Origin of the sequence: Plantibacter sp. RU18 (assembly GCF_050613355.1) — a bacterium.
In the GTDB taxonomy this organism is placed as follows: Bacteria; Actinomycetota; Actinomycetes; order Actinomycetales; family Microbacteriaceae; genus Plantibacter.
Genome location: NZ_CP159618.1, coordinates 3,955,189 through 3,979,892 on the forward strand (window position 1 = coordinate 3,955,189; position 24,704 = coordinate 3,979,892).

18 protein-coding genes are annotated in these 24,704 nt (G+C 67.6%); 7 read left to right on the top strand and 11 right to left on the bottom strand.

From position 1 onward, the window contains the following. Positions 1–142 precede the first annotated feature (142 nt). The 3 genes from ABMA10_RS18840 to ABMA10_RS18850 all read right to left on the bottom strand — a co-directional run bounded on the left by ABMA10_RS18840 (position 143) and on the right by ABMA10_RS18850 (position 7,630). Positions 143–5,893 (bottom strand): PKD domain-containing protein, encoded by a 5,751-nt coding sequence (locus ABMA10_RS18840; RefSeq protein WP_431030830.1) that lies wholly within the window; start codon positions 5,891–5,893, stop codon positions 143–145. Between the two features lie 199 nt (positions 5,894–6,092). Then, positions 6,093–6,701, bottom strand: coding sequence for a hypothetical protein (locus tag ABMA10_RS18845; protein ID WP_431030831.1), 609 nt, complete (start codon positions 6,699–6,701; stop codon positions 6,093–6,095). Then, positions 6,698–7,630 (bottom strand): glycosyltransferase family 2 protein, encoded by a 933-nt coding sequence (locus tag ABMA10_RS18850; RefSeq protein ID WP_431030832.1) that lies wholly within the window; start codon positions 7,628–7,630, stop codon positions 6,698–6,700. Before ABMA10_RS18850 ends, ABMA10_RS18845 begins: the two co-directional genes overlap by 4 nt. Between ABMA10_RS18850 and ABMA10_RS18855 the strand changes: the two genes are divergently transcribed. From ABMA10_RS18855 to ABMA10_RS18870, 4 genes are all read left to right on the top strand, one after another. Then, positions 7,565–8,839 (top strand): glycosyltransferase, encoded by a 1,275-nt coding sequence (locus ABMA10_RS18855; protein WP_431030833.1) that lies wholly within the window; start codon positions 7,565–7,567, stop codon positions 8,837–8,839. The two genes, ABMA10_RS18850 and ABMA10_RS18855, sit on opposite strands and share 66 nt — an antisense overlap. 166 nt (positions 8,840–9,005) lie before the next feature. Further along, on the top strand, positions 9,006–10,049 hold the full coding sequence (locus ABMA10_RS18860) for a glycosyl transferase (RefSeq protein ID WP_431030834.1): 1,044 nt from the start codon (positions 9,006–9,008) through the stop codon (positions 10,047–10,049). Next, positions 10,049–11,377, top strand: a complete 1,329-nt coding sequence (locus ABMA10_RS18865; RefSeq protein ID WP_347869563.1) for a phenylacetate--CoA ligase family protein — start codon at positions 10,049–10,051, stop codon at positions 11,375–11,377. Before ABMA10_RS18860 ends, ABMA10_RS18865 begins: the two co-directional genes overlap by 1 nt. Before the next feature lie 53 nt (positions 11,378–11,430). Then, the gene (locus ABMA10_RS18870) at positions 11,431–12,396 is read left to right on the top strand and encodes a glycosyltransferase family 2 protein (protein ID WP_347869562.1); all 966 of its coding nucleotides are present in this window, start codon (positions 11,431–11,433) and stop codon (positions 12,394–12,396) included. Positions 12,397–12,461: 65 nt separating this feature from the next. Here ABMA10_RS18870 and glf read toward each other — a convergent pair whose 3' ends face one another. From glf to recQ, 3 genes are all read right to left on the bottom strand, one after another. Further along, positions 12,462–13,634, bottom strand: coding sequence for a UDP-galactopyranose mutase (glf, locus tag ABMA10_RS18875; RefSeq protein WP_347869561.1), 1,173 nt, complete (start codon positions 13,632–13,634; stop codon positions 12,462–12,464). A 91-nt stretch (positions 13,635–13,725) separates the two neighbouring features. After that, entirely contained in the window at positions 13,726–15,807 is a 2,082-nt protein-coding gene (locus ABMA10_RS18880; RefSeq protein ID WP_347869603.1) for an acyl-CoA dehydrogenase, read from the bottom strand. A 160-nt stretch (positions 15,808–15,967) separates the two neighbouring features. After that, positions 15,968–17,989, bottom strand: a complete 2,022-nt coding sequence (gene recQ / locus ABMA10_RS18885; protein ID WP_347869560.1) for a DNA helicase RecQ — start codon at positions 17,987–17,989, stop codon at positions 15,968–15,970. Between the two features lie 210 nt (positions 17,990–18,199). Between recQ and ABMA10_RS18890 the strand changes: the two genes are divergently transcribed. Beyond that, positions 18,200–18,856 (top strand): fasciclin domain-containing protein, encoded by a 657-nt coding sequence (locus ABMA10_RS18890; RefSeq protein WP_347869559.1) that lies wholly within the window; start codon positions 18,200–18,202, stop codon positions 18,854–18,856. Between the two features lie 162 nt (positions 18,857–19,018). Here ABMA10_RS18890 and ABMA10_RS18895 read toward each other — a convergent pair whose 3' ends face one another. The 5 genes from ABMA10_RS18895 to ABMA10_RS18915 form a co-directional block, all read right to left on the bottom strand. Then, positions 19,019–19,663: a copper resistance CopC family protein gene (locus ABMA10_RS18895; RefSeq protein ID WP_347869558.1), complete on the bottom strand. Its 645-nt coding sequence runs from the start codon at positions 19,661–19,663 to the stop codon at positions 19,019–19,021. After that, positions 19,663–20,421 (bottom strand): YcnI family copper-binding membrane protein, encoded by a 759-nt coding sequence (locus ABMA10_RS18900; RefSeq protein WP_347869557.1) that lies wholly within the window; start codon positions 20,419–20,421, stop codon positions 19,663–19,665. The genes ABMA10_RS18895 and ABMA10_RS18900 overlap by 1 nt, the downstream gene beginning before the upstream one ends. Positions 20,422–20,563: 142 nt before the next feature. After that, positions 20,564–21,181: a hypothetical protein gene (locus ABMA10_RS18905; protein ID WP_347869556.1), complete on the bottom strand. Its 618-nt coding sequence runs from the start codon at positions 21,179–21,181 to the stop codon at positions 20,564–20,566. Positions 21,182–21,281: 100 nt separating this feature from the next. Next, positions 21,282–21,701 (bottom strand): hypothetical protein, encoded by a 420-nt coding sequence (locus ABMA10_RS18910; RefSeq protein ID WP_347869555.1) that lies wholly within the window; start codon positions 21,699–21,701, stop codon positions 21,282–21,284. A gap of 103 nt (positions 21,702–21,804) precedes the next feature. Next, positions 21,805–22,926: an AI-2E family transporter gene (locus ABMA10_RS18915; protein WP_347869554.1), complete on the bottom strand. Its 1,122-nt coding sequence runs from the start codon at positions 22,924–22,926 to the stop codon at positions 21,805–21,807. 123 nt (positions 22,927–23,049) lie between these two features. Here ABMA10_RS18915 and ABMA10_RS18920 point away from each other — a divergent pair, with 123 nt between their 5' ends. Together ABMA10_RS18920 and ABMA10_RS18925 are read left to right on the top strand one after the other, a co-directional pair. Continuing rightward, a complete protein-coding gene (locus tag ABMA10_RS18920; protein ID WP_347869553.1) occupies positions 23,050–24,000 on the top strand; it encodes a pirin family protein in 951 nt (316 codons plus the stop codon). Between the two features lie 114 nt (positions 24,001–24,114). After that, positions 24,115–24,696 (top strand): ECF transporter S component, encoded by a 582-nt coding sequence (locus tag ABMA10_RS18925; protein ID WP_347869552.1) that lies wholly within the window; start codon positions 24,115–24,117, stop codon positions 24,694–24,696. Positions 24,697–24,704 lie beyond the last annotated feature (8 nt).

Consider the following 24,704-nt stretch of genomic DNA (forward strand, 5'->3'; position numbering starts at 1 on the left):
CTGAAGTGCCAGCCCCCTGGAACGTGGTTGGCACCGTACGGTGCACGATCGGGCGCCGCTCCGGCTTCGTACCGAGATGCATATTCCTCGGTACGAAGCTCGGAGGCGACAAGGATGCTCAAGTGGGGGAGGGTCACCCTACCTATTCTCCCGTGACCTTGAACGAATCCACGGACAGGGTCGTCGCCCCGTTCGTGTTGGCGCCGCTGACGTACGTGATCACGCCGACAGCGCCTGGTGCCTGCATCGGCACCGTCGCGTCCGTCGCGCTCAGCTGCCACGTCGCCGGCTCCGCCTCGGCATCACGCCACACCTTGGTCTGCACCGTCGTCGGACCGACGCCCGACACGGACAGCGTGACGTGGATCTTCTGGCCGGCCACGTAGGCGCCTCCCGGCAGCACGAGGCTGTCGGCGAGGGGCGTTTCGTCACGGAGGATGTAGACCCGGATGAGTCCCGCAGCATCCAGACGCACACGCGCGGAGTAGACCGAATTGCCGATCTTCCGCCCGGCGATCGTCACCGTGTTCGCACCGCCCACCGGTGCCTTGTCGACGGAGAACGTCGTCTCCACGAGTGCGTCCTGGACAGAAACTCCGGCAAGCACCGCGCTGCGTGTCTCCGTTGCCCCAGCAGTGATCTTTCCGACTCCGTCAGCGACACTGTAGCTCGAAGCAGGACCCGTCGTCGTCCATGCCCCGCCTTCCTCGGCAGTGCCCCAGCCGTTGGTCGTCTGACGGTTGTCGAAGTCGTCGACCGCAACGGGCTCGTCGACCACTGGAGGCTCTACCGGAGGCTCCACGGGCGGGTCCACCGGCGGATCGACCGGCGGCAAGACGGGCGGCAGTGGTGCGGCCACAGTCGCTGTCTGCTGACTGGTGTGCGTCCCGCCGCTGTTGTCCGTGACGGTGAGCGTCACCGGGTAGGCGCCTGGTGCGGCGTAGGGGTGCGTCGTGATCGCCCCCGTCGCCGTCGCACCGTCGCCGAAGTTCCAGGCGTACGACGCGATCGTGCCATCGCTGTCCGTACTCGACGAACCGTCGAAGGTGACCGTCAGGTCCGCCGCCGACATCGTGAACGTAGAGATCGGGTTCACGTTGGCCGGAGGCGCCGGCGGCGTGACCGGAGTAACCGGCGCACCGGCCGATGCCACAGACGTGAACTGCTCGATCCGGAGCTTCGCAGTGGCCGAAGCCGACGAGTTCGACAGGTAGGAGATCAGACCGATCTGGCCGGTCGCCTGCATCAACGGGTCAGCGTCGGTCCCGCTCAACTGCCAAGCGATCGGCTCCGTCGTGCCAGTCTTCCAGACCTTCGCGCCCAGCGTCGTTGGACTCGTCCCGGAGGCCTTGATCGAGATCGTCAGACGATCTCCCGGTGCGTACACGATGTCGAGCAGCTTCGAGTCGACGATCTGCGTCTCGTTCTTGAGCAGGAACAGACGGACCTGCCCGTTCGCCTCCCATCGGACGCGAGCGGTGTACGCGTTAGAACCGACCTGGCGGCCGATCACCGCCACGTAGTAGCCCGGCCCGGTGCGGTCCACCGAGAAGGAGGCTGTCGTGATCGCGTCATCGAACTTAGCGCCGAGGCGAGCCGCACGAGTGTCGAGCTTCGCGAAGTTCACGATCCCTGAGCCGTCGCCGACGCTGTAGGTGGTCGCGGCACCCTGCAGGGACCAGGCGCCGCCCACCGGAGCAGAGCCCCAACCACTCGCTGCGGTGCGCTCGAAGTCGTCCTGTGCGAGCACGGTCGAGGTTGGTGCTGATGCGACTGTGATCGTGCGGGTGGTGGTCGCGGTCGCGCCGCGATTGTCGGTGACGGTCAGTACCACAGAGAACGTACCGGCAGCGGCATACGTGTGCTGCGCGGTGACTCCGGTTCCGGCGGTGCCGTCTCCGAACACCCACCCGTAGGACACGACCGTGCCATCGGGGTCGGTCGAGGCCGAACCGTCGAACGAGCCGACGAGCTGGTTCACCGAGGAGGTGAACGAGGCGGTCGGTGCAATGTTGGGCGCGGGAGCGACCGTGACCTGGCGCGAGACGATCGCGGTGCCACCGCGGTTGTCCGTCACCGTGAGGGTGATGGTGTACGTGCCGGCGGCGGTGTAGGTGTGCGATGCCGTCCGACCGGTGCCGGACGTGGAGTCTCCGAAGTCCCAGGCATACCCGGTGATCGAGCCGTCGGAGTCTGCCGATCCGGAGGCGTCGAGGGACACGACCAACTGGTTCACCGACTGCGTGAAGGCAGCTGTGGGGAGCTGGTTCGGCGGCAGAGCCGACGTCACCTGCTGCGACGTGGTCGACGACCCGCCGCGGTTGTCCGTGACCGTCAGCGTCACGTCGAACGTGCCGGCGGCGGCGTACATGTGCGTCGCCGTAGCGCCGATCCCGCTCGTGCCGTCACCGAAGTTCCACGCGTAGCTCGCGATCGTCCCGTCCGGGTCCGTCGACGATGATGCGTCGACGGAGAGCGTCAGGTTGGCGATGACGGCCGAGAAGATGGCGGTCGGCAACACATTGGGAGCCACGACCGTCAGCTGCTCGCTCCGGGTCGCGGTCGCGCCCAGGTCGTCGGTCACGGTGAGCTTCACCGTGTAGCTGCCCGCAGCCGAGTAGGTGTGGGTAGCCGTGGCGCCGGAGCCGGACGTGTTGTCTCCGAAGTCCCAGGCGTAGCTCGCGATCGTACCGTCGCTGTCGGACGACGTGGACGCGTCGAACGCAGCACTGAGGCCGTTCGGCGTCGCGGTGAACGCGGCCGTCGGCACGACGTTCACGCGGCCGATTGAGCCGAGGGAGAAGTGCTCGCTCACCTGCGCGGCGGTCAGCGTCCGCGGGTAGACGGCGACCTCGTCCATGGAGCCGCGGAACCAGTTGTCGCCGCCCCACGTGCTGTCGCCACCGATGCGCCAGTAGCCGGAGTAGTCCTGAGCGTTCGTCTCGGTACCGGAACCCACGAGGGCGCCGTCCACGTAGAGCTGCATGCCCGAGCTCGACTGTTCAGCCACGACGTGGTGCCAGGCGTTGTCGTTGTAGGCCGCTGAGGAGGACACGATGATGGTGTTCCCCGTGTACACGCCGAAGTTCAGCTTGCCGTCCGGCGTCATGTAGACGTGCCGGTCGTAGTTGTTGGACGTTCCATTGATCGACTGGTTTCCGAAACCGATGAGCTTTCCGCCGCTCGTCGTGTCCGTTTTGAACCAGGTCTCCAGGGCATAGGTCCGTGGGTTGCTGAAGGGCTGGTTGCTGCCGACTCCGGAGTTGCCGTTCTGTGAGAACGTCGCAGCCTTGTCGGTCACGCCGGAGAGCGCACCCGCCGTCTGCTTGGCGACATCGCCCCAGTAGGTTCCGTTGTTGCCGAAGGGACCGGAGTCGGCCGCCGCCTGTCCGTTCGACTCATTGAGTCGCCAGTAGATGTCGGGATCGAGGCCGAACACGGCCTGGCCGTAAGTGTCCGCGGGCGCAGTGGGAACGGTCGACGTGCGACCGGAGGCCACCCAGTGGCTGTTGATGGTGTCCCGGTTCAGCACGGTGGGGTACACCGCGACGTCCGAGATGCTGCCGTTGAGGTACGAGGATCCGACATTCGGCCAGCCGCCGAGGTTGTCGCCGCCGACACGCCAGTAGCCGCTGTAGTCCTGCCCTGATGTCGTGTCGGTGCGCGTCGCCACCTTCTTCCCGTCGAGCGAGAGGGTCATGCCGTCCGCGCCGAGCGAGGCGACCACATAGTGCCACTGCCCGTCGTTGAGACCAGCGGCAGACTGCACCGTCCGAACTCCGCCCGGGTGGACACCGAACACCACACGACCGGAGTTGTCGAGATAGACCTGACGGTCATAGCTGCCGGAGTTCCCCGTCTTCGAGTTACCGAAGCCGATGATCTTGCCGCCCTGCGAGCTAGTCGTCTTGAACCACGCTTCGACCGTGAAGGTGTTGGGAGCGGTCTGCGACGGGGACGTGGCTGCGAACGACGACGAGGTGCCTGCGAAGGAGGTCGCCGTGTTGGCCTGAGCCACGTTCGGGCCGACCACTGCGCGTGCGGACGGCGAGTTCACCGTGAGGTCGCTCCCGGAGGCCCAGTCGTATGCGCTGGTGCCCGAGGATTCGCCGAGGGGCCAATAGTTCGTCGGCGAAGCGTCGAGAACGCTGCCGTTGTACGAACTGAAGGTGTTGCCACCGGTCGCCGTCGCCGGAACCCAGGTACTCGTCTGCGTCGAGTTCCCCCACGGGTCGATCGCCTTGACCCGGTAATTGTACGTCTGTCCGGCAGTTACGTTCGTATCGGTGAACGTCATGGCCGGCTGCGTCCAGAAGTTGGACGTCTCGGTCGTCGTGTAGATCGGGACGGAGGTGCCCTTGTCCTGACGGAAGATCTGGTAGGTCAGCGTCGCATCGTCAGGATCGTAGTTGGCGGGCCAGCTGAGACGGACCTGGCCGGCCCGGAAGGACAGTGCGTTGAGCTTCCAGGTGTCCCCCCAGACCTCTGGAGCGCGCTTGTTCGGAGCCTTGTCGCGCGTTGCGAATCGGACGAGGCCCTGCTGCTTGGCGCCGGACACGCCGAGGAACTCTCCCGCGTACAGGACGTAGTCGCCTGCGCCGACCACGCTCCAGCCGGCCTGATACAGCTGCGTCTTCGTGCCTGTCTGCCACGTGGGGTACCACTGGAGCAGCGACGGCGAGGGGTTGCCCGCGAAGCTGCGGTATCCGTAGATGTCGGGGGTGATCGTGCCGGTCGCGTTCGGGCTGAAGGCCAGCGAGTGGTGGAACACCCACGGGTCCGGCTGCGGGAAAGCGCCGATGTTGCCGCAGTAGTGCGCGTGGCTCGCGGTGTAGACGATGTCCTTCACCACGTCGACCGAGTAGGTGTCGCCGTGGCAGTCCGCCAACCACTGCAGAGATCCGTCCGCCCAGGACGCCTTGAAGGTGCCCTCGAAGTCATCGAGCGTCTTGTCGCCGCCGAAGTCGTAGCCGGTGCCGTACACCGACGTGCCGTCGGACGCCAGCGAGTAGATAGCGGAGTTCTCGCCGCCGTTGTGCACCACGCTGTTGACACCGAACGGCAGAGTGGCTCCGGAGGAAGCATCGACCGCTGACAGGCCGCGGCCGGGGCTCGTCGAGCCGTTGGTGGACGTGAACGAACCGCCGATGACGACCTTGCCGCCGTCCGGGGACACGACGAGCGCGCGGACGCCCCAGCCACCCTGGAGGTCGACGGTGAAGGGCAGCAGCGCTCCCGTCCCTGCGCTGACTGCGGCGACCTTCGTGCGGGTCGCCCCGCCGACGCTCGTGAACTCACCGCCGATGTAGACCGTCGAGTTCGTCGCCTTGACGGACATCACCTTGCCGTTGACGACCGGAGCGAAGGTCGTGATCAACGCTCCGGTGGCCGTGTCGAACGCTGCGACACGGTTGCGGGTCACTCCGTTGATCGAGGTGAAGTTCCCGCCGACGTAGAGGCGTGAGCCGTCAGGAGACACGGCCATGCTGTTGACAGGCGCGTTCGCCGTGGGGTTCCACGACGTCATGACTCCGGTCGAGATCGTGTACGCCATGAGGTTCTTGCGGTCGACCGTGTTGACGCCGGCCGCGGCCCCGGCGGGACGGGCCTTCGCGAAGTCACCGCCGACGAAGACGGTGTTACCTGCGACGGCCTGGCCCCAGGCCACACCGTCCATCTGCGCGGTCGGAAGTGCGTCCGCAGCCACCGTGGTCGGGAGCGGGGTCGCAGCTGCGGCCGGCTCCGCTGCGACGGCGGCGGTCTGGAGCGAGACGAGTGTCCCTGCGATGACGGCGGCCGTCGCGAGCGCGGTCAGGACGACTCGACCGAGTCGCCGGAAGGCGGGAGCAGCAACGTCTTCGGACGCACCGCGGAAGGCAGGCAGGCTGGACAATGTGGTTCCTCGTAATCCGTAACAATGCACGACTCGTTAGCGGAAACACAACAACCCGAACTGCGTGTACCCAAGGTGGATACTATGGCTCGCTCGGGGGCCGGGCCAAGAGACAGTTCACCCCCAAAGAGGGTGCCACCGGAACAGGTGGCAACATCAGACGAGCACGGGTACAGGCCCCTGGAAGGCTACGAGGAGCTCAGAACGGTGTTGTCGCGTCGCCTTGGAACACGAACGCGGGCTGTCCGGCCTGGTAGTCCACCGTGATGGTCACATCGCCCCGGGCGTCTTCGGGGATGGTGAAGAGGAACACCGCGTCCTGGGATGCACCCGGGTCGATGCTGCCACTGAACGGCTTCCCTCCGGGTTTCGCCAGTGTGCCGGCGGGATTTCGTTCGGCGCCGGAGTAGCCGTTGACGACGGTCAGGGACGTGTCGAACGCTTCCTGGGTGCCGTTGGTCAGGCGCACGGTGACTCGGATGGCCGGGCCCCCGACATCACCCGCGCCGATCGCTTCACCCTCGACGCTCTCCAGCGAGACGATCGATGCGGTGAGGCCGTTAGGAGCCGCGGCCGGCTGGTCGAGCGCGGTCGCCGGGAACTCCGGGAGGACTGCTCCGGCACCCGCATCGGTGGGGCTCGAGGTCGGCGACGGGGCAATGGTCGGCGTGACCGTGGCGGTGGCGCTTCCGCCCGCGACAGGGGAACCTCCTGGACGGACGACGAACAGGACCACGACGACGATCGCGATGGCCGCGAGTGCGGCGATCACTCCGATGATCCATCTGCGGCGTACCACGGGGGTCATGCGTGCTCCTCTTCGGCCCTCGACGGGTCAGTCCCGGTGTTGTGCCCACCATACGGCTCTGGCGGCGCCGCTGCGTGCTTCACCAGCGCGCATCCGTCACGATGCCCTCGCCAGGCCGCTCCGAGCGGCGCGACGGGGTGGACGAACTGGCGACGACCGCCGCGTAGGAGGATCTGCCAGGAGGCGCGCGGCGAGGTGCGCACCCAGTGCCGGCGTCGAACGACATCGAGATGGATCGCTGCGAAGCGTAGGCGGTTGAGGATGTTGTAGTAGTAATAGGTCGGCGACTTCGCCCGGCTCCCGCCTGAGCCGTCGTCATGAGTGCCGCCCTCGTCGTGGACGGCGAGCGCGTCGGCCACGAAGACGATAGACCCGCCGGCGTCGAGTACCCGTTTGCTGAGGTCGACGTCCTCCCAGTACAGAAAGTACTGGTGGTCGAAACCGGCGACGCGCCGCCACAGCTCGGTGCTCAGCACCAGACAGGCACCGCTCAACCAGGGCATCCACGGACCGGCGTCATCGGCCGGCTCAGGGCTGGACAGGGAGCGCATCACTCCGGAGCCGAGCGAGAGCAGGTGACCGCTCGACCAGGGGCGTCCGTCCGGTCGCCGGATCATCGGCCCGACCAGCGCGGCATTGTCGTTGCGCACGCGCTCGACGAGGAGCGTGGTCGACGGTGCATCGATGGTCGCATCCGGGTTCAACAGCATGATCTCGGTGATCGCTGAGTCGGCGAGCACCTTCCCGACACCGAGGTTCACTCCCCCACCGAACCCCAGGTTGTGGTCGGGATGCACGAGGGTCCACCCGCGCTGCGCGCCCAGTTCATCGACGGCAAGGCGCTCAGCGGTGGTCGTGGGATTGTGGACGACGACGAACACCGCTTCAGGCAGCTCCACCTCGACGGCGACGAGGTTCTCTGCGAGCAACGCCGACGATCCGTAGTCGACCACAACGATCGCCAACCCCGCGCCGCGGTAGTTCCGGTTCACGCACACACCTCCGCGTCGGCGACTCGGGAGGACGGCCGACTGGCGGTAGTATATGGCGACCGACGGGAAGGCGAAGCTGTGAAAGTCCTTTTCGACGGCTACTGGTGGGTGGACGGTCCAGCTGCGAACCGAACCGTGCAGCGCGAGATGATCACGGCCTGGCGGGCGGTCCACCCCGAGGACGAACTCGTCGTGGCCATCCGGCGCAAGCACACCGACACGGCCCCTGCCGACCTTCCCGACGGCGTCTCGGTAGTGGAAACGCGCCTGTGGCCACAGGCGATCTCCAACGCGATCGAACTGCCGAGGCTCGCCCGGAGGATCGACGCCGACGTGACCGTCGCCCACAATTACGCGCCGTTGCGTCGCCGCAACCTAACGTTCATCCACGACGTGATGTTCCAAGAGCATCCCGAATGGTTCAGCCGCGCGGAACGCCTGTACTTCTCCCTCATGCCGGTGCTCGCTCGCCGCGCGACACAGCTCGCGACGTCGACCACCACGGAAGCCGACCGCATGCGGCGCCTGAACCCGCGGCTCGGAGATGCGGCAGCAGTCGGGCTGTCGGTCGGCAACGACCTGGATTCGCTCGAGCAGCATCGTCCGAGCGGCGCGGAAGGTCTCGATGCCTTCGCGGTGACCGTTGGGCGCCTGAACATCCGCAAGAACCTGACCGCCTCGATCGAAGGTGCGGCGTTCGCCGAGTCCATCACCCCCGAACGTCCGTTGCTCGTCGTGGGCGGCACGCTCCACTCCGGTGTCGAGACCGCGCTCACCGCGGCTGCGACCGCGGCCGTCGAACGCGGAGAGGCCCGCTTCCTGGGGCACGTCACGGACGCCGAGCTCGCCTGGTTGTACGCGCACGCGTCCCTCGTCACAAACCTCTCGCTCGACGAAGGCTTCGGGCTGCCCCCCATCGAGGCTGCGCGGTTCGGCGCGCCGTTGCTGGTGAGCGACATCCCGGTGTTCCGTGAGACGGTCGGCACGGTCGCCCATTTCGTCAACCCGCTCGCGACGCCAGCGGACCTCGGCATCGCCATCGACGATGCCTGGGAACGGCCGGGAGATCCCCATGCGTATCGTGATCTCGAGGATCGATACTCCTGGCCGAACGTCGCGCGGTCGCTCCGCAATCTACTGGCCTGACGACCCCCAGTTCAGGGCAAAAGCCCGGAACGATGGGTGTCATCACGCTAGGCTGGCGAGCAATCGCGCGCCACCCGAATGGCACTCCGATTTCAGCAGGCCGGCCCAGTCGGTCCCGACCCGTTTCCACCCGTAGGGAGACCCGTTGCCCAGCCGACTCCGCGTCATGCAGGCGTTTCGCGCGCCGCGGTCCACGAGCAATCCGTACATCGTGATGCTCGACCGTACGCTCGCCTCGACCCCGGGCATGGAGCACCTCCACTTCGACTGGCGCCGGTCCATCCTCGGTCGGTACGACGCGATCCACTTCCACTGGCCTGAGGCCAAGCTCGGCGGTTCGACGAGGCTGAAGGCCTTCGGGAAGCAGGCACTGTTCGCCGCGCTCCTCGTCCGGCTGCGTCTCTCGCGGATCGCCGTCGTTCGGACCGTCCACAACATCGAACTGCCGCAGGACATCAGCCGCATCGAACGCGCTCTCATCGAAGCGCTCGACCGGAGGACCACCCTCCGAATCGCGATCAACGAGACGACGCCACTCCCACCCGGAGCACCGTCCTCGACGATCCTCCACGGCCACTACCGCGACTGGTTCGAGGAGTATCCGAAAGCGGCGGCGACGCCAGGGCGGTTCGGTTACGTCGGCCTCATCCGGAGGTACAAGGGCGTCGAGCAGCTGGTCGCGGCCTACGCCGAGGCCGCGACTGCCGATCCCGACCTCAGCCTCACGGTCGGCGGGAAGCCGTCGAGCTCGGAGCTCGCATCCACCATCGTGGCACTCGCGACACAGACGCGGGGCGCCGAACTGAGGCTCCACTTCTTGAGCGATGCCGAACTCGTCACGATCGTCTCGGAAGCGGAACTGATCGTCCTGCCGTACCGGTTCATGCATAACTCGGGCGGTACGCTCGCCGCCCTGTCGCTCGACCGCCCAGTGCTCATCCCCCGAAACGATGCCAACGCAGCACTCGCCGCTGAGGTCGGCCCCGGCTGGGTGCACACCTACTCCGGTGAGCTTGACGCCGATGACCTGCGCCGCACCATCATCGCCGTACACGACGACGATCGTTCGGCACGACCCGATCTCTCGAAGCGCGATTGGACCGACGCCGGCATCCGACACCGTGACGCGTTCGCACGAGCCGTCGCGATCGAACGGCGACGACCGGTCCACCCTGACGCTGGCACCACGACCCATGCACTGGAGGACTGATGTTGCAGCGCGCAGCGTTCATCGCCAAGACCCGACTCGGCGCCAGGAGCAGCGTCTCTGCGCTCCGTGAGTACGTGCGGAACGACCGGCTCGACCCAGCCGAACTCGCTGCGCTGCAGGCGCGCCGGTCGATCGACCACGCACGTTTCGCGTTCGAGCACTCCCTTTTCTACCGCGAGCTGTACTCGTCGTCGGGCGTCACCAGAAAGGACCTCACCGATCCCGCCGCGTTCTCCTCGTTGCCCCTCGTCGATAAGGAGACCGTCCGCGAGCACTTCGACACGATCACCTCGGACGAGGCCACCCCTGCCAACAGCAAGGTCTCCACGACGGGCGGCAGCACCGGCCGTCCGCTGCGGATCCTTCGAGACCTCCGGTTCCCGGCCAGGGCGTTGGAATGGAGGCTCCTTCGCTGGTGGGGTGTCGCCCCGTGGGAGGACCGCGGCATCGTGACGCGGCACGTGCTGACGGGTGACGAGGCAGCGAAACACGATCGACAGTGGTGGCCGTCGCGACGGATCCAGTTGGACGCGTTCCGCATGGATTCCGACACGATGAACGGGTTCATCGCGGAGTGGAACCGGCTCCGACCACCATTCCTCCTCGGGTACGTCGGTGGTGCGCTCGAACTCAGTCGACACATCGAACGGACGGGCAAAGCCTTCGCCCCACCGACGGCGATCGCGCTGACGGCCGCTCCGCTCGGACCATCTGCACGTACCGAGATCGAGAGGACGCTCGGCGCTCCCGCCTTCGATCACTACCGGTCAGCAGAGGTGCCGTGGATCGCGGGTGAAGCGGCCTCCCAGGACGGCCTCTACGTCTTCGACGACGTCCGACGCGTCGAGATCCTGCGAGAGGACGGAACGCTCGCGGCAGACGACGAACTCGGCGAAATCGTCGCGACCGATCTCACGAACCGTGTCTTCCCGCTCATCCGCTACCGCCTCGGCGACACGTCCAAGCGCCTTTCGGGCCCTGGTCAGGACGGCCTCAGTCTCAGTCGCATCGCGACCGTCGCGGGTCGGACTTCGGATGCACTCCGGCTCCCGAGCGGCAGCGTCATCACAGGCGCCCTCGGCCACATCTTCGATGAAACCCCCTGGGCCATCCGCCAGTTCGAACTCGAGCAGTACGAGGACTACTCGGTCGTGCTTCGCTGCATCCCGAATGACCATCCTGACGCTCCAGCGGCAATCGAGCGGGCGACCGGGAAGCTCCGAGACGCCACGCGAGGCGAAGTCGACGTCCGGGTGGATGTTGTCCAGACGATCCCCCACGTCGGCGGCAAGATGCGGTTCATCCGCAGCAGCGCGCCACAACGGTGAGATGGAGACCTGATGGATGCGAGCCACGACACGAGCCAGACGAGAGGAACGCGATGACGATCGACGTGACCATCGCGATCCCGACGTTCCATCGTCCGATTGAGCTCGCACGACTCCTCGCCGCGCTCGAGCCCCAGGTCTCCGATCCCGCCTCGCTCCGCCGTCTCGACATCTCGTGTCGCATCCTCGTGATCGACAACGACCCCGCGGGCGGCGCCAGCGCGACCGTGCGCGCGAGCGCGAGCCCGTTCGTCGAATACGTCGCCGAGCCGTCGCCCGGACTCGCCGCGGTCCGCAACCGCGCGATCGATGAGTCCCGAGCAGATCGACTCCTGATCTTCCTCGACGACGACGAATCACCGGATGAGGAGTGGCTGGAGGCGATGATCGGGTTCTGGAATGCGCGGCGCCCGGCTGCGATCCTCGGACGCGTCGTCTCCGTCTTCGGAGTTGAGCGTGACCCGTGGCTCGTCGGCGCGCGCGCGTTCCTGCGGCCGTCCCATCGGACGGGCGACCGACTCCCTGCCGCTGCCACGAACAATCTCCTCCTCGACCTGGATGTCGTGCGCGCGCGCGGCCTGTATTTCGATCCGCGGATGGGCATGAGCGGCGGAGAGGACAGTCTGTTCACCCAACAACTCGTCCGCTCAGGGGGTTCCCTCCTCTGGTGCGACGAAGCGGTCGTGTTCGACCACATCCCCGACGAACGGCTCAGACGCGCGTGGGTGCTGAAGCGGGCGTACCGCGGAGGCACTGTGGCGGTCACCGTCGATCGATTCCTCGACCCCGGATTCGGCTCAGAGATCCTGACGCGAGGGCGACATGCCGTCGGCGGCTTCGGCAGAGTACTCCTGGGTGCGCTCCGTGTCGCGTGGGGAGCGATCCGAAACGACATGCGGCATCGTGCGCGCGGGGAACGCGGTCTCGCCCGCGGCGCGGGAATGCTCGCTGGGGCATTCGGCTACACATATCAGGAATACGCGAAACGCTCCAACCGGGCGTCCTCCTCGAGTCGCTGAGTTCGAGCCGAGCACGGCGCATCTCGCGAAGACCTGCGCCGTTCGGTGCGGACGGCCGCCGCCGGCTACGGGCGGATCGCCGACTCCCGGAGCCGCGACTCAAGCTGGTTGTCGAACATCGTGAGCGCCGAGGCGATCGCCATGTGCATGTCGAGGTACTTGTACGTGCCGAGGCGCCCGCCGAAGAAGACGTCGGTCTCGAGCGCCTGGGCCTCACGATACCTGCCCAGCTGCTCCCGGTCGTCGGGAGTGTTCACGGGGTAGTACGGCTCATCACCTTCCTCGGCCATCCGGGAGAACTCCCGCACGATGACGGTCTTGTCCGTCGGATAGGAGGTCCGCTCGGGGTGGAAGTGGCGGAACTCCAGGATCCGCGTGAATTCGTCCTCTGCGTCCGCATAGTTCATGACGGACGTGCCCTGGTAGTCGCCGACCGGGTGCACCTCCTGTTCGAAGTCGAGCGTGCGCCAACCCAGGCGTCCGTGCTCATAGTCGAAATACCGGTCGACCGGGCCGGTGTAGACGACCGGAACGCCTGCCGGGGTGTTGCCGCGGCTGATCGGCTGTGATTCGTCGAAGAAGTCCGTGTCGAGGCGGACCTCGATGTTCGGGTGATCCACCATCTTCGTCAGCCATGCCGTGTACCCGTCGGTCGGCAGCCCCTCATAGGTGTCGTTGAAGTACCGGTTGTCGTAGCTGTATCGGACGGGCAGGCGCGAGATGATCTCTGCGGGCAACTCCCGCGGATCCGTCTGCCACTGCTTCTGCGTGTAGCCGGCGATGAACGCCTCGTACAACGGGCGACCGATGAGCGAGACGCCGCGCTCCTCGAGGTTCGTCGCTTCCTCGCCAGCTTCTGCATCGGCCTGGCTGCGGATGAGCGCTTTCGCCTCCGTCGGCGAGTAGGCGGCCTGGAAGAACTGGTTGATCGTGCCAAGGTTGATGGGCATGGGGAAAACGACACCGTCGTGCTTCGTGAACACGCGATGCACGTACGGCGTGAATGACGTGAACCGGTTCACGTACTCCCACACCCGCTCGTTGGAGGTGTGGAAGAGGTGCGCCCCGTAGCGGTGCACCTCGATCCCTGTTTCGGGCTCGGTCTCGCTGTAGGCGTTGCCTCCGATGTGAGATCGCCGGTCAATGACCAGCACCTGCAGACCGAGTTCGTTCGCAGCTCGCTCAGCGATCGTCAGGCCGAACAGACCTGCCCCCACCACAATCAGATCAGCCGTCATCCCCATGCCTTCCCTCGGCGCACCATCGGGTCGGTGAGCGCTCCGCCCAGAGTATCGGAAGGGCCTGTCCCTGCTTCGGGGGTGATCAGCCTCAGCGGGACTTCTTGTTCAGGGTCTTCTCGGGGGTGGGGGCCTCACCTGAGGCACGAAGGGCAGCGAAGTAGTCGGCGGCCTCCTGCTGGCGCTGAGCCTCCTGGCCTGAGGCGATCGGTGCCCGCACATGCTCGGGAGCGAAACCGAAGGCCTCCACGAGGTCGAGGGCGTGCGGCCGCAACCGCGCGATGAGACGGTCGACGTAGGCGCTGACGGCCTGACCGCGCTGGGGGGACAGGCGACCGTTGATGAGGTACCAGGCGAGGTGCTTCTCGATGAGCGACAGTCCGAAGAGGTCGTGCACCCACGTCATCACCTGCTTCGTACCGGCGTCCTCGATCGCCTCGACGCCGTCGGTGAAGGCCTCCCACTGCAGCAGCTCGCCGTGCGCGCGAGCGGCTTCGATGAGCTCGTTCTGGTGGGCGTTGAAGAGGTCGGCAGCAGCCTGCTTCGACAGCTTGTTCGCGCCGCGCAGCTTGGTGGCCACATCGGCGATCATCGACTCCACACGCTCCGTCAACAGCTCGCGCTGGACGTTCGTGTCGCGCAGCTGGCTCACCGAGCGCGCGGTCGAACCGAAGTCCTTGACCGTCTGCGCCAGACTGCGAAGACCACTGCTGTGCACGGCGCGGTCGGTCGCCTGCTCGACGACGTACCGGGCGAGCGCGCCGGCGTCGACCTTCGCGAACTTACGGCTGTAGTCGGTGAGCAGACGCTTGGCGACGAGCTGCAGCAGCACGTTGTTGTCGCCCTCGAACGTCGCGTAGACGTCGAGGTCGGCGCGGAGTCCGGTGAGGCGGTTCTCCGCGAGGAAGCCGGCACCGCCGCAGGCCTCGCGGGCCTCCTGGAGGGTGTCGAGGGAGTGCCACGTGGAGAGCGGTTTGAGCGCTGCAGCGAGGGTCTCGAGGTCCTGACGGTCGTCGTCGGAATCGGCCTTGCCGCTGAACACCTCGTCGAACTTCACGAGCAACCGGTCGTGCGCGAAGATCTGCGCGTACGTCGTGGCCAGGCGCGGCAGCAGCCTGCGCTGGTGCCGCTGGTAGTCGAGGATGACCTCTTCCTCGGTGTCGCTCGCCGCGTTGAACTGGCGGCGCTGACTGCCGTAGGTGATCGCGATCTGCAACGCCAGGGCGGACGCGGAGGTTGCAGCACCGTCGAGCGAGACGCGTCCCTGCACCAGCGTGCCGAGCATCGTGAAGAAGCGACGCCCAGGGCTCGCGATCGGCGAGGAGTAGGTGCCGTCCTCGGCGACGTCGCCGTAGCGGTTCAACAGGTTGGTGCGCGGGATACGGACGTCCGTGAAGTGCAGACGACCGTTGTCGATCCCGTTGAGACCGCCCTTCAGGCCGTCGTCCTCGCCACCGATGCCGGGGAGGAACGCTCCCTCGTCGTCGCGGATCGGCACGTAGAAGCAGTGGACGCCATGGTTCACGCCGTTCGTGATGAGCTGCGCGAACAACGTGGCCGCCTTGCCGTGCACCGCCGCGTTGCCGAGGTAGTCCTTCCACGCCGCACGGAACGGGGTGTCGATGACGAACTCCTGCGTCTCGGTGTCGTAGGTCGCCGTCGTCGCGATGGAGGCGACGTCGGACCCGTGACCCGACTCGGTCATCGCGAAGGCACCCGGGATGTCGAGGTTCATCGCGCCGGGGAGGAACGCATCGTGGTGCGGAGCAGTGCCGAGGTGGAGGATCGCCGCACCGAACAGGCCCCACTGCACACCGGACTTGATCTGCAGCGACGGGTCGGCGAGCACGAGCTCCTCGAAGCCGGCGATGTTGCCGCCGTGGTCGTCGCCGCCACCGAGCCGCTTGGGGAACGCCTTCAGGACCTGACCGTTCTCGACGAGCAGCTTCAGCTGGTGGAAGACGCGATCGCGGTGGTCGTCCATCGACTGACCCTCGATGCGCTGCATCTCCGCTTTCGCCGCGAGCGCGCGGGATGCGAGACGGGCCTCCGGCCACGTTCCGAGCAGCTGGTGCGCGAGCGCCTGGACGTCGATCCGGGCGTCGGACGGCGCCACCTCGACCGTCGAAGCCTTCGTGCCCGCGCTGCTCGTCCTGATCGCCGTATCGACCATCCTTGTGCCCTGCCTTTCGCCCATGAAATCTCCCACAATGGTAGGACTGTCATAACGATGACGGAAAGCACCTGTGGGATGCGCACAACCGTCGCGTGCTCGTCGCCGATCGACTTGGTCCTCCCCCACAGCTGTCGCAGCAGGCTCTCAGCGACAACCGTCAGGCGTTGGCCGTGACGACCTCGACGAGCGCCAGACCGTAGGCGTCGAGCTTCTTCGCGCCGATGCCGCTGATGCCGTCGAGCTCCGCGAGCGAGGTGGGCTTCGTCGTCGCGACCTCACGCAGTGTCGCATCACCGAAGACGATGTACGCGGGCACGCCCTGCTCCTTGGCGACGCCGGCACGCCAGGTGCGCAGCACCTGGAACAGTTCCGCTGCAGCCGGCTCGAGTTCGGCATTCGCGGTCGACGATCGGGACGATGAACGCGAGGACGAACGGGCGGTGCGTTCCGGCTCACGCCTCATCGCGACAGGGCGTCCACCGGCGAGCACCTCGGCACTTGCTTCGGTCAGGCCGAGCGTGCCGTACTCGCCGACGGTGGCGAGGAGGTCTCGGGCGAGCAGCTGCCGCACGACGCCGCGCCACTCCTGATCGCTGAGGTCTTCGCCGATACCGAAGGTCGCGAGTTCGTCGTGTCGCTGCTGCGCGACTCGGTCGGTGCGCTTGCCGCGGAGGATGTCGATGATCTGACCGGCTCCGAACGACTGGTTGCGTTCCCGCTTGAGCCGGACGATCGTCGAGAGGAGCTTCTGCGCCGGGACGGTACCGTCCCAGGTGACGGGCGGCTCCAGGCAGGTGTCGCAGTTGCCGCAGGGCGTCGAAGGCTGACCGAAGTAGCGCAACAGGTTCATGCGGCGGCAGTCGACCGTCTCGCAGAGCGCGAGCATGGCGTCGAGGTGCGAGCTGAGGTTCCTCTGGTGCGCGATGTCCCCGGGGGATTCCGAGATCATGCGCCGCTGCTGCACGACGTCCTGGAGGCCGTACGCGAGCCAGGCGATGGAGGGCTCGCCGTCGCGGCCGGCTCGGCCCGTCTCCTGGTAGTAGCCCTCGACACTCTTCGGGAGGTCGACGTGCGCCACGAAGCGGACGTCGGGTTTGTCGATGCCCATGCCGAAGGCGATCGTCGCCACGACGACGACACCGTCCTCGCGGAGGAAGCGCGACTGCGCCGCCGCACGCACCGAGGCGTCGAGGCCGGCGTGATAGGCGACCGCGTCGATGCCGTTGTCGCGCAGCAGCTGCGCCGTCTGCTCGACCGTCTTCCGGCTGAGGCAGTAGACGATGCCTGCAGTGCCCGCCGGCTGCTCCTTCACGAAGGCGACGAGCTGCTTGCGGACCTCGTTCTTGCCGACGATCCGGTACTGGATGTTGGGGCGATCGAAGCTCGAGACGAAGTGCTTGGCCTCGCCGAGGTGCAGCCGCTCGGTGATCTCCTTGTGCGTCGCGTCGGTCGCGGTGGCGGTGAGCGCGATGCGAGGGACGTCGGGCCAGCGTTCTGCCAGCTCGCCGAGCATCAGGTAGTCGGGGCGGAAGTCGTGTCCCCACTGGGACACGCAGTGCGCTTCGTCGATCGCGAACAGGGCGATCGTCCCTTGAGCGAGGAACCGACGGGTCGCTTCGGAGCTCAGGCGCTCCGGTGCGACGTAGAGGAGGTCGAGCTCGCCCGCGAGGTAGGCGTCCTCGACGCGGGCACGCTCGGCGGCGTCCTGGGTGGAGTTGAGGAAGGCGGCCCGCACGCCGACGGCGAGGAGCGCATCGACCTGATCCTGCATGAGGGCGATGAGGGGCGAGACGACGACACCGGTACCCGGGCGGAGCAGCGCCGGGATCTGGTAGCAGAGGCTCTTGCCGCCACCGGTCGGCATGAGGACGACGGCGTCGCCACCACCGGCGAGCTGCTCGATGATCTGCTGCTGCTCGCCCCGGAAGTGGTCGTACCCGAAGACCGTGTGCAGGGCTTCCTGCGCAGTCGTGAACTTCTGGCCAGCGGCGCGCACCTGAGCCGGCGCCGCGCTGCGAGGCGCGACCGGGGGTGCGGCTGCGCGACTCCCCCACGCGATCCCGCCGCCGCCGTATGCTGCGTCGTCCGGGGGCGGCGCACCCGCTCCGTCGGGGAAGTACAGGTCGTCCGGGGCATCCGAGTCGTCCGGGATCCAGTCGGGTTCGGTGCTCCAGCTCATCCATGAATCGTAGCCGTCGCAGCCGACACCGCGTCGCCGTCGTCCACACCACCACGCTCGAGGAATCTCATCCCTCTTAAAGCACCGAGCGACGCGACACGGAATCGAAGCTTTTTCCAAACCACTGATGTGGGGGCTCCGAAGTGTCATCGAGGGCCGGTTCTGAGAGGCACTCGAACACCGGTCCAAACCTCATCTAAGGAGAATCACATGCGTACCATCAAGCGCCACCACATGGCAGCCCTCGCACTCGCCGCCGTCGCGACCTTCGGTCTCGCAGCATGTTCGAGCGGCACCTCGGACAGCGGTTCCTCCATGGAGCCGAGCTCAACCCCCTCCGAGTCCAGCATGGCTGCTGACCCGGCAGCGGACCTCGTCGGCTCGGGCTGCGCCGCCTACGCCGATGCTGTCCCGGATGGTGCAGGCTCCGTCGCCGGCATGTCGGCCGACCCGGTCGCCGTCGCCGCCTCGAACAACCCGCTCCTCACCACGCTCACCGCTGCGGTCTCCGGCCAGCTGAACCCCGACGTCAACCTCGTCGACACGCTGAACGGTTCCGAGTTCACCGTCTTCGCTCCGGTCGACGACGCCTTCAAGAAGATCGACGCTGCGACGATCGACCTCCTCAAGACGCCTGAAGGCGCTGCGACGCTGACCTCGGTCCTCACGTACCACGTGATCCCCGGCCAGATCGCGCCGTCGGACATCGATGGTGAGCAGACCACCGTCGAGGGCTCGACCGTCAAGGTCGAGGGCTCGGGAGACAACATCACCGTCAACGGTGCGAAGGTCATCTGCGGTGGCGTCAAGACCGCCAACGCGACCGTGTACCTCATCGACACGGTGCTGATGCCGCCGGCAAAGTAGCCGGACGCGGGTTCGCCCGCACCAGCAACACCTGAAACAGCAGCGGCCCCGCCATCCTCTCGAGGATGGCGGGGCTGCTGCGTTGCGGTGGTGCGGCTCCCTGAGCCGAACCCGGTCACCGAGCCTGTCGAGGTGCCCTTCGACACCCGGGACCGGACCGACTCAGGGAGTCTGGTCCTCGTCCTGCTGCTCGGGCTTCCGACGGGTGACGATGAGCACGCCGGCGCCCGCGAGGATGACGACGACGATCGCGCCGACCACCCACCACACGTCGCCACTCACACCGCCGGACGTCGGCGCCGCGTCGGCGTCGTCGTTCGCGGCCCCGGACGACGGCTCGACCGTGGAGGCGCCACCGGTCCCGCAGATCGGTGCAGTGCTCCCCGCCGCCAGCTCCTGGCCTTCGGCAGGAGCCCAGTCGAAGGTGTACGTGCCGGACAACGGGTGCCCGTCGGTTGAGACGAGCTGCCACACGACGGTGTACTCGCCGGCCTCGCCGAGCTGCAGAGGCATGACGAGTGCCGGGCCGTTGACCGCCGCGCACGCCGTGCCGTAGTAGAGCTGCTCGTCGCCCGGGCCGGTGACCTGGATCTGATTGGACTGGCCGGCCTCGCCGAGGTCGAGCAGATTGTCGTTCGTCGTGATGACGAGCTGCTCGGGCTGTTCCGTGATGGTCGAGCCCTCGGCGGGCGTCGTCGACACGATCGAGTTGTGCGCGGAGGCAGGGGTCGCGAGGGTGAGCACCGCCGCGACCGCGAGGAACGCGGTCGCGGCAGTGCCGACGAAGCGACGACGAGCGGTCGTCATCAGGCCTGGCGCTTCGCGTCGGCTGCCGCACGCCGGGCGGAAGCGGCGATCACGATCCCTGCAGCACCCACGACGAGACCGGCGATGCCGAGCACGCGTCCGAGGACGTCGGTGGTGCCGGCCGAGCTCGCAGCCGCCTCGGTGTGATCCGCGTCCTCGTCGGTCGCAGCCGCGCCGTGGTGGTCGCCCGCCTCGGCAGCCGTCACGACGACGACCGGAGCCGGGGCCTCGAGGTCGTCCTCGGTCTGACCATCCTTCGCGACATCGGTCCAGTCCGTCTGGCCGACCTCGCAGGTCTGCGTGACGGGGAAGACGAGGGTCTCACCCGCTGCGTCCGCCGGCAGCTGGACCTGGAACGAGACCGTGTCGCGGTACCCGTCCGCGAGCGGGGTCTTCGCCGTGTATACGACGCTGCCGACGCGTTCGGCGAGCTGCTCGCCGTGACTGTCGGTGATCGGGTCGGCGAGCGGGGTCATGGTCTTCGTGACGTCCCAGTTCGGGTTGATCGTCGGCGTGACCGCATTGATCGACTCGGGGATCTCGAATGAGAGGCTCGTGGTGGGCGAGCCGTCGCAGCCGTGACCGACCGCGAAGCTCAGCACCGTGTAGGAACCGGCGGCGGTCGAGGTGGGAGTGACGCTCACGTGGGCGCTCGCGGCGAGCGGCGCACCGATGGCGAGCAGCGCGCCTGCGCCGATGGCGACGGCGCCGAGCAGGGCCGGCTTGCGGAAGGCGGGGCGGGTGGTGGTTGCGTTCATGGGGTGTCCTGTCGACTGCTCCGCGACGCTGTGCGCGCGGAGACGGATGAGGCGACGCCTGTTGGCTGCGCCGATGGGTGCTGCTGCGACGGCCGGGCAGACCACGCGCTGCACCCATCCAGGTCGGAGGGCGACGCGTCGGTCAGGCGGCGGCGAACACCGGCGGCCCGCGGTGGCGCAGGTGGAGGAGGATGACCCCGAGATTCCGCGGACGGTGGTTGACGCGCACCCACTGGACACGACGAGGAGACGGAACGAGGTGCCGGACAGCGGCACGACGAGCGAGGATCCGGACGGTGAGCGCCGCGATGGCGGCCCGGGTGGCGCGTTCGGCGAAGAGGATCGCGGCGATCGTGGCGAACGCGGCGACGAGGTGCGCGGCCCACATGGCGGTGTCACCGTGGGCGTGCACGGCGGTCGTCGCGCCACCCGAAGCGAGTTCGACCGTGTCGTGGTGGTGCCAGCTGCCCGTCGCGGCGCTGCCGCGCGAAGCGACGGAAGCCGTCATCGTGCTGGGAGCCAGCGTGAAGAGCGCGTGGTAGCCGAGCTGGCTCACGAGCACCGACGCGATCACTCCGAGGGCGGTGACCCGGCGGCCGGCGAGCAGGACGCAGACGAGCACGGCGAACGTGCCACCCACGAGGAGCACGAACATCGAGGGGGCTGCTGCTCCACCGATCGTGTGCGAGAGCGCTGCGGCGAAGGTGGCGAACAGAGCGGCGGCGGTACCGCGGACGACGCGTGCCCACCGTTCCGTCATGCCGCGCCTCCGGGAGAGCGAGCCGACCGGGTGCCGACACTCGCCACCACAGACTACCGGAGCGGTCACGGCCCTTCGACAGGCGCAGGGAACGACGTCCTCAGGGAACGGGGTTCGGGATGAACAGCAGCACGATCGAGGCGACGGAGCACAGGACGCCGATACCGAACGTCACGCCGAACAGGAGCCGCAGCGCCCGCGTGTGATCGGCGGTTCGGCGGAAACGCGCCCGTGACGGTTCCCGGCGGGAGTAGAAGACGATCGGTTCGTCCGGGTTCCGCAGTGCGGCGAACTCGGCGTCGTCGACCGGCCGGGAGAACAACTCCGCCGACTCCGTCATCCACCGGACCTCACGGTCGGTCAGGCCGTCCGGGCCGTCGACGATCACCCCGTGCGTTTCGACCCAGCTGCCGTCGGCAGCCCGCGCGATGAGCATGACGAGCAGCACGACGACGGAGAATCCGAAGCCGATCCAGGTGAAGACCTCGAAGACGAGGCCGAGCAGGTCGTGGGTGTCCACGCTCACATGTTATCGGCGCGTACCGGTGCGCCGAGCGACCGACCGGTCGGCGCGCTCAGACGGCCTCGGGTCCTTTCCAAGGCGTCGGGTCCGTGGGACGCGCTCAGACGGTCTCCGGCCGTTTCTGACGCATCGGTTCCGCCGGCTGGTCCGGTCCGTTCCAGACGCTGATGATGCCCCAGGCGACTGCGGCGATCGGAACCGCGAGGACCGCGCCGACGATGCCGCCGAGGATCGTGCCCGCCGTCAGGGCCAGCAGGACGACGAGTGCGTGCAGCTTGAGCGATCGCGCCATGACGACCGGCTGGAGGAAGTTGCCCTCGAGCTGGTTGACCGCGATCACGACGATGATCACGATGAGCGCGGCGACCGGGCCGTTGGCCACGAGAGCCACGAGGGCTGCGAGGATGCCCGCGGCAGTCGCTCCCACGAGCGGGATGAAGGCGGTGAGGAAGACGATGACGCCGAGCGGGAGTGCGAGCGGAACACCGATGATCGCGAGCGCGACGCCGATGCCGACCGCGTCCACCGCGGCGACCGTCGCCGTGCCTCGAACGTACCCGCCGAGCGTGTCGACCGTCTTCGCACCGACGCGCTTCGCCCGATCGTATGCGGCGCCGGCGAACGGACGCAGCAGGAACTCCCAGATGCGCGAGCCGTCCTTGAGGAAGAAGAACAGGACGACGACCATGAGGAACAGCCCGGTGACGAAGCTCGCGGTGGCAGAGACCCCGGCGAGCGCCCCGCTGCCGAACTGGCTGGACGTGAGGAAGTCGACGGCCGTCTGCTTGGCGTCCTCGATCTGCTTGTGGTCGATGTCGAACGGCAGGGTGGCCACCCAGTCCTGCAGCTGCTGGAACCCCCGCGACGCCGAGTCGACCAGGTCGTCCCACTGGCTGCGCACGGCCCAGACGATGAGCCAGCCGATGCCGCCGAGGATGGCGATGATGGCGATGAGGGCGATCCAGGTGGCGATGATCGAGGGGAGGCCCTTCGAACGCATCCAGCGCGTGAGCGGGTGGATCGCGGAGGCGAGGATGAGGGCGATGACCACCGGGATCATCACGAGCGAGAGCTGCGTCATCGCGAAGACGATCAGCGCCGCGACCGCGACGATCGCGAGCGTCTGGACGCTCCGGGTCGCGAGCGTGCCGATGCGGTCGTGCCAGAGGCCGCGGGCGAGCGGCTCGGGGGCGGTGTCGTCGTGTCGGTCGAACAGACCCATCGGATTCCCAATCTGCAGGTGGTGCGGCGTCGATCGACCGCTGAGCTCCACCAGTCAACCACGGCACCTGTCCGACGCGGCAGGGCAGGCGGGAGTACCGTTGGCCGTGATAAGGAGGCGCTCATGACGAGGCTCGACGCCGACGCCCCACCCAGCCTGTGCCACGCGCCGGACGCTTCCGGGACGGTCCTGCTGCAGGCACGCGAGGTGCCGCTCGGCGGTGTCCGCGGGCTGAGCGTCCATCGCACCCTCCCCCAGCGCGAACTACCGATGATCGGCGCCTGGTGCTTCCTCGACCGATTCGACGAGGAGCACGCGATGATGCGGGTGCTGCCGCATCCGCATACCGGTCTGCAGACCGTGACCTGGCCGCTCGACGGCGACATCCGGCATCGCGACAGTGTCGGGAGCGACGTCGTCGTCAGGCCGGGCGAGCTCAACATCATGACGAGCGGTCGCGGGGTCTCGCACTCCGAGTTCTCACTCGGCGACGAGGCGTCGTCGATGCACGGTCTCCAGCTCTGGGTGGCGCTGCCAGGGTCGGCGATGTCGACCCCTGCGGCGTTCGAGCAGCACACGACCCTGCCGGTCCATACCGCGCCGGGGCTCCGTGCGACCGTCCTCGTCGGCAGCCTGGGTGACGCGGTGTCGACGGCGACGGTGCACTCACCGCTCCTCGGCGCCGACCTCGTGATCGACGCCGGGACGGATCTCGCGCTACCGGTCGACCCCTCCTTCGAGCACGGCGTCCTCGTGATCGCCGGCGAGGTCGAGGTCGACGGCGTCGCCCTCGCCTCAGGTCCGCTGCTGTACCTCTCGACGGGCCGATCGGCGTTGACGTTCCGCAGCAGTGCGGGTGCCCGTCTCGTCCTCCTCGGTGGAACGCCGTTCCCCGAGGAGCTCGTCATGTGGTGGAACTTCGTCGGCCGGAGTCACGAGGACATCGTCGAGGCGCGAGCGGACTGGGAGGCGGGCGCGCCGCGCTTCGGTTCGGTCGCCGGGCACGGCACCGATCGGATCCCCGCACCGCCGCTGCCGAACGTCCGCCTCACGCCGCGGCGCCGGACGTTCTGAGCGGCTCCGAGGCGTCGTCCGACCGGCTGTCAGCCCCACAACCGTCGGCGCCATCGCCTCAGGTGGAGAGGATAGGCTGTCCTCAGGAAACCGGCTGCTCGTGAAGGTGGGCCCATGCAACGTCTGAGTACGCGACTGCTGCTGACCTGCGCCGCGATCGGCGTCGGCGGCGGCCTCGTCTTCGTCGTCTCCGGCTACATCGGCGGGACCATCTCCGCGACCGCTCCCGTGCTCTACGGCCTCATCATCGGTGTGTACTTCCTGCCGGGTGTCGTCGCCCAGGCACTGCTCCGCCGCGGTGGGACAGCGCTCATGACCGGACTGACCGCTGGTCTCGTCTCAGCGGCGTTCAGCCCGCAGTGGTTCTTCCGGTACTTCGGCACCGGCCTCGCGATCGGGCTCCTGCAGGAACTCCCGTTCGCGCTGTCGCGGTATCGCGTGTGGAAGTCGTGGGTGTTCTTCCTTGCAGCGGGGGTCGCCGGTGTGCTCTTCGGCGCATCCGTGCTCGTCGCCCTGGGGCTCGAACATTTCGCACCGCTCGCGCAGATCGTGTACATCGCCCTGTTCGTCCTCAGCCCCGTCGCGTTCACTGCGATCGGACGCGGTGTCGCTGCGGCGCTCGCGCGAGCCGGCGTCGGGCGCTCCATCTCACTGCCGGTCGATCGCAGAAGCACCCGGGCCGACTCGAACGCCTGATCGCCGGA

Bases quoted from the DNA above. Each gene is read 5' to 3' on its own strand.
- ABMA10_RS18845 (WP_431030831.1), bottom strand. From the start codon at position 6,701: ATGACCCCCGTGGTACGCCGCAGATGGATCATCGGAGTGATCGCCGCA.
- ABMA10_RS18860 (WP_431030834.1), top strand. From the start codon at position 9,006: ATGCAGGCGTTTCGCGCGCCGCGGTCCACGAGCAATCCGTACATCGTG.
- ABMA10_RS18865 (WP_347869563.1), top strand. From the start codon at position 10,049: ATGTTGCAGCGCGCAGCGTTCATCGCCAAGACCCGACTCGGCGCCAGG.
- ABMA10_RS18870 (WP_347869562.1), top strand. From the start codon at position 11,431: ATGACGATCGACGTGACCATCGCGATCCCGACGTTCCATCGTCCGATT.
- glf (WP_347869561.1), bottom strand. From the start codon at position 13,634: ATGACGGCTGATCTGATTGTGGTGGGGGCAGGTCTGTTCGGCCTGACG.
- ABMA10_RS18880 (WP_347869603.1), bottom strand. From the start codon at position 15,807: ATGGTCGATACGGCGATCAGGACGAGCAGCGCGGGCACGAAGGCTTCG.
- recQ (WP_347869560.1), bottom strand. From the start codon at position 17,989: ATGAGCTGGAGCACCGAACCCGACTGGATCCCGGACGACTCGGATGCC.
- ABMA10_RS18890 (WP_347869559.1), top strand. From the start codon at position 18,200: ATGCGTACCATCAAGCGCCACCACATGGCAGCCCTCGCACTCGCCGCC.
- ABMA10_RS18895 (WP_347869558.1), bottom strand. From the start codon at position 19,663: ATGACGACCGCTCGTCGTCGCTTCGTCGGCACTGCCGCGACCGCGTTC.
- ABMA10_RS18900 (WP_347869557.1), bottom strand. From the start codon at position 20,421: ATGAACGCAACCACCACCCGCCCCGCCTTCCGCAAGCCGGCCCTGCTC.
- ABMA10_RS18905 (WP_347869556.1), bottom strand. From the start codon at position 21,181: ATGACGGAACGGTGGGCACGCGTCGTCCGCGGTACCGCCGCCGCTCTG.
- ABMA10_RS18915 (WP_347869554.1), bottom strand. From the start codon at position 22,926: ATGGGTCTGTTCGACCGACACGACGACACCGCCCCCGAGCCGCTCGCC.
- ABMA10_RS18920 (WP_347869553.1), top strand. From the start codon at position 23,050: ATGACGAGGCTCGACGCCGACGCCCCACCCAGCCTGTGCCACGCGCCG.
- ABMA10_RS18925 (WP_347869552.1), top strand. From the start codon at position 24,115: ATGCAACGTCTGAGTACGCGACTGCTGCTGACCTGCGCCGCGATCGGC.